This window comes from uncultured Clostridium sp., assembly GCF_947036855.1.
GTDB lineage: Bacteria > Bacillota > Clostridia > Clostridiales > Clostridiaceae > Sarcina.
Genome location: NZ_CAMQRY010000184.1, coordinates 1 through 3,796, shown reverse-complemented (window position 1 = coordinate 3,796; position 3,796 = coordinate 1). Strand labels below are relative to the sequence as shown.

4 protein-coding genes are annotated in these 3,796 nt (G+C 26.4%); all 4 read left to right on the top strand.

Annotated elements, in window-relative coordinates:
* The first annotated feature begins 86 nt into the window (after positions 1-86).
* The 4 genes from Q0V15_RS12425 to Q0V15_RS12410 all read left to right on the top strand — a co-directional run bounded on the left by Q0V15_RS12425 (position 87) and on the right by Q0V15_RS12410 (position 3,703).
* Positions 87-461, top strand: coding sequence for a hypothetical protein (locus Q0V15_RS12425; RefSeq protein WP_297439460.1), 375 nt, complete (start codon positions 87-89; stop codon positions 459-461).
* Between the two features lie 23 nt (positions 462-484).
* Complete coding sequence (gene nrdG / locus Q0V15_RS12420) at positions 485-979, top strand: anaerobic ribonucleoside-triphosphate reductase activating protein (RefSeq protein WP_297439459.1); 495 nt, start codon at positions 485-487, stop codon at positions 977-979.
* A gap of 241 nt (positions 980-1,220) precedes the next feature.
* Positions 1,221-3,119 carry a BglG family transcription antiterminator gene (locus Q0V15_RS12415; protein WP_297439458.1) on the top strand — a complete coding sequence of 633 codons (1,899 nt, stop codon included), beginning with the start codon at positions 1,221-1,223 and terminating at the stop codon, positions 3,117-3,119.
* A 275-nt stretch (positions 3,120-3,394) separates the two neighbouring features.
* Complete coding sequence (locus tag Q0V15_RS12410; protein WP_297439457.1) at positions 3,395-3,703, top strand: PTS lactose/cellobiose transporter subunit IIA; 309 nt, start codon at positions 3,395-3,397, stop codon at positions 3,701-3,703.
* Positions 3,704-3,796: the final 93 nt, after the last annotated feature.

Genomic DNA, 3,796 nt, shown 5'->3' with positions numbered 1-3,796 from the left:
TTATAATTGACGGTGGTAGTAATTTGATAAAATGTGTAAAATAGAATAAGTGATATAAAAATTTAATTAAAATCTAAGAGGATAAGATGAGTAATATAAAAGTAATTAATAATAAAACTAAACAAGAGTATATAGTGATGTATGTAAGAGGGGATAATGTAGTTTTATCAAGAAGTTGTAGTATGGGTTATGTTAATCTTACAAGAAAAGAACTTGAGGATAACTATACATTTGAAGAAAATTATGCAAAAGAAGATGATAAGGGTGGAAAGATAAAGTTTTCAAATATAAGTGATGATATAGATAAGTTATCTAAAAAGATATATAAATTATCAAAAGATTTAGAGGATTATAAGGCAACAGAAAGTCCAGATGTTATAAAGTGTAAGAAGCTTGAAAAACAATTAAAGCAGGTTTGTAATGATATGAATCATAAGGTTATGGAACTTGTAAATAAGTAAAAATATATTTAAAGGGTGAGTTTATGTCTAAGAATATAAGATTATCAGGTATAGCATATGAAAGTTTAGTTAATGGACCAGGAATTAGGAGAGTATTTTTTGCACAGGGATGCAGACATAATTGTGCAGGGTGCTTTAATCCAGAAACACATGATTTTAATGGTGGAGAACTTAAGGATATGAATTCCTTGATAGAAGATGTTAGAGAAAATCCATTACTTGATGGTATAACATTTTCAGGTGGTGATCCTATGGAGCAGGCAGAAATATTTATGATTATGGCAAAAGAGTTTAAGTCTATGGGACTAAATACTTGGTGTTATACAGGGTATAGACTTGAGGATATTTTAAGAGATGAAGTTAAGCTAGAATTTTTAAAGTATATAGATGTACTTGTAGATGGTAAATTTGAAGAAGATTTAAAAGCAGATAATTTAAAATATAAAGGTTCATTTAATCAAAGAATTATAGATATTAAAAAAACTTTTGAGAATGATTGTGTAACTTTAATTGAATAATTGTGTTTAAGAAAGCATTTTAGAATTATAGAAAAATTCTAAAATGCTTTTTTATATACCGAGTTATATAATCAAGTTTATAAAAATAAATTTTTTAAACAATGTTTGAAATTAGTCGATAAAAAGAGTTTTTTGTAGAAAACTATGATAAGGTAGAATTATATGGAAATTTGTTAATAGTTTTGAATAATTTAGAAGTTTAGCTAATTGCAGTAATATATTTTTTTAGAAGGTGATTTTTATGAGGGAAAAATTAATTTTAGAGAAGTTAAAAGAAGGAAGCCATATTACAATGACTGACTTTGTTAAATACTTAAAAGTAACAGATAGAACGGTAAGAAATGAGATTAAACTTATAAATAGTATTGGTGTGAAAAAAGGGTTTTCAATTTTGAACACAAGAGGTAAGGGATATTATTTAGAAATTTATAATGAAGATAACTTTAATAAATATTTAAATAGCCTAGAGGGATTTGATGATAGTGTAGATAAAAACCTTAGAGTTGATAGAATAGTTATGATTCTTATTACAAGTAGAGAATACAGGACTATAGATTCAATTGCTGAAGATTTGGGATATAGCAGAAGTACTATAATAAAAGACCTTGATGATGTTGAAATAAAGGTTAAAGAATTTGATTTAGTAGTAGAAAAGAGAAGTGGATTTGGGCTTAAAATAAAAGGTGAAGAACTTCTTATTAGAAAAGCTATGGCTAAATATATAGTTAATATAGATAATTTTTTTGAAAGTGAAGCTAATGTAGAGGATGAAAATTTATATAGAAAAGTCGAAGAGATTTTTATAAAGTCTATTATTGAGTTTGATATAAAAATTAGTAATCTTGCTATTGAAAATATTTTATATCATATCAAAACATTAATTTTAAGATTTAGAAGAGAGAACTTTTTAACAGTTGGAAATTCAGAATTATTAAAAGATGTTAAAAGTGATGTTTATGAGAAGATATCTATTAGGGTATGTAATGAGATTGCTAGAAGTTTAGATATAGAAGTTCCAACTATTGAGATAGATTATTTAACTACTCATATAGTTTTAAAATCAGAGTATTCTTCACTTGATGAGCATTTTAAAGTGAAACTTGAAGGTGAAGTTGATTTAATATTAGCAGAACTTGATGATTATTATTTAACTGAATTTACAAGTAATGTGGAGCTTAAAGGAAATCTAGTGATGCATGTATATTCTTTAATTAATAGAGTTAGAAATAATATTCAGCTTACGAATCCTCTTCTAGAAGAGGTTAATACAAGGTATCCGATAGTTGTTTCTATTGCAATATCATTTGTAGATAAGCTTTGTGAAAAGTATAAAATGGTTATATTAAAAGATGAAATTGGTTTTATAGCATTACATTTTGCAACTCATTTTGAAAAGATTAAAGAGAATAAACTTTCTGATATAAAAAGAATTGCAGTAATTTGTGCAACAGGTGGGGGAGTATCTTATCTTATTAAGCTTAAACTTGAGAGGATATTTAATAATTCTATTATAAAGAGTTTTTCAAATATTCATACAGATGAGATAACACCTGAGAAGTATGACTTAGTTTTAAAGGCAACTGATTGTAATAAAGAGTATAATATACCAACTATTTTTGTGAAAAACTTTCTTGATGATAATGAACTTGATAGTATTAAAAAACATTTAGAGCTTAATTATAAAAAGGAATTTACTTGTTCAAAAGAGTTTGAAGATATGATAGAATTTAAAATTTTACAAGGTGGAACTAAGGCTGATTATAAGAAGTTTTTAAGTGATGAGTGTAAGGTGCTTACTGAAAAAGGTTTTGTAAATTCAGATTTTGAAAGATTGGTTATTGAAAGAGAAGAAAAGCTTAGTACAGCCTATGTAAATGGAATAGCAGGTCCACATGCAATTGAAATGAATGCTAATAGAGATAGTATTAATGTATTTATTTTTAAAGAGCCAATTAATTGGGGGGAGAAGAAAGTACAGATAGTATTTCTTATTTCAATGGTTAAGGGAAGTCTTGATTTGCATAAAAAGATAAGTAAAATAATGCTTAAAATTATGGAGAAAGATAGACTTAGAAAAGAAATTTTAAATACTGAAAATAGAAAGCAGTTTTTAAATTTAATTAGAGAATTTTATTTATAAAGTTAATATAGAGATTAAAAAGAATTATCAGGCAGATTTAGATTATCTACTTGGTGATTCTTTTTTTAGTTTTATTAGTGTGGATATTTCCATTTGAAATGGAAATGGAAAAACCATCTATAGATTTCCGTTTCAAGTGGAATTTTTGAAACTGTATTTCCTTTTAGCTAGGTTATATAATTAAATCATCAGGAAGGGGCAAACAAGAAAAACCACCTGAAAAATTGAAAGCAATAAATTAAAATAGATAATAAAAAAATAGGGGGATATAGATTATGACAGAATTAGAAAAGAGTGCAATGGAAATAATTTGTGCATCAGGAGATTCAAGAGGAGCTTCATTTGCAGCATTAAGACTTGCTAGAAAGGGTCAGTTTGATGAGGCAAGAGCAAAGCTTAAAGAGTCAAAAGAAAAAGGTGATAAAGGACATAATGCTCAAAGCGCTTTAATAATGAAAGAAGCACAAGGAAATGGAGTTGAGTTAAATCTTTTAATGGTACATGCACAGGATCACTTAATGACATCATTATTAGCATTTGATTTAATAGAAGAAATGGTTGAAATGTTAGCAGAAAGAAATTAATTAAATTTTAAATATAAATGGGTAAAATAAAAAAAGTGAAATAGACCAGCTAATAATAGTCAAGTAATTTTGAAAGAATAAGTTTTAAGAAAA

Coding starts and splice junctions, on each gene's coding strand:
- Q0V15_RS12425 (WP_297439460.1), top strand. CDS start 87: ATGAGTAATATAAAAGTAATTAATAATAAAACTAAACAAGAGTATATA.
- nrdG (WP_297439459.1), top strand. CDS start 485: ATGTCTAAGAATATAAGATTATCAGGTATAGCATATGAAAGTTTAGTT.
- Q0V15_RS12415 (WP_297439458.1), top strand. CDS start 1,221: ATGAGGGAAAAATTAATTTTAGAGAAGTTAAAAGAAGGAAGCCATATT.
- Q0V15_RS12410 (WP_297439457.1), top strand. CDS start 3,395: ATGACAGAATTAGAAAAGAGTGCAATGGAAATAATTTGTGCATCAGGA.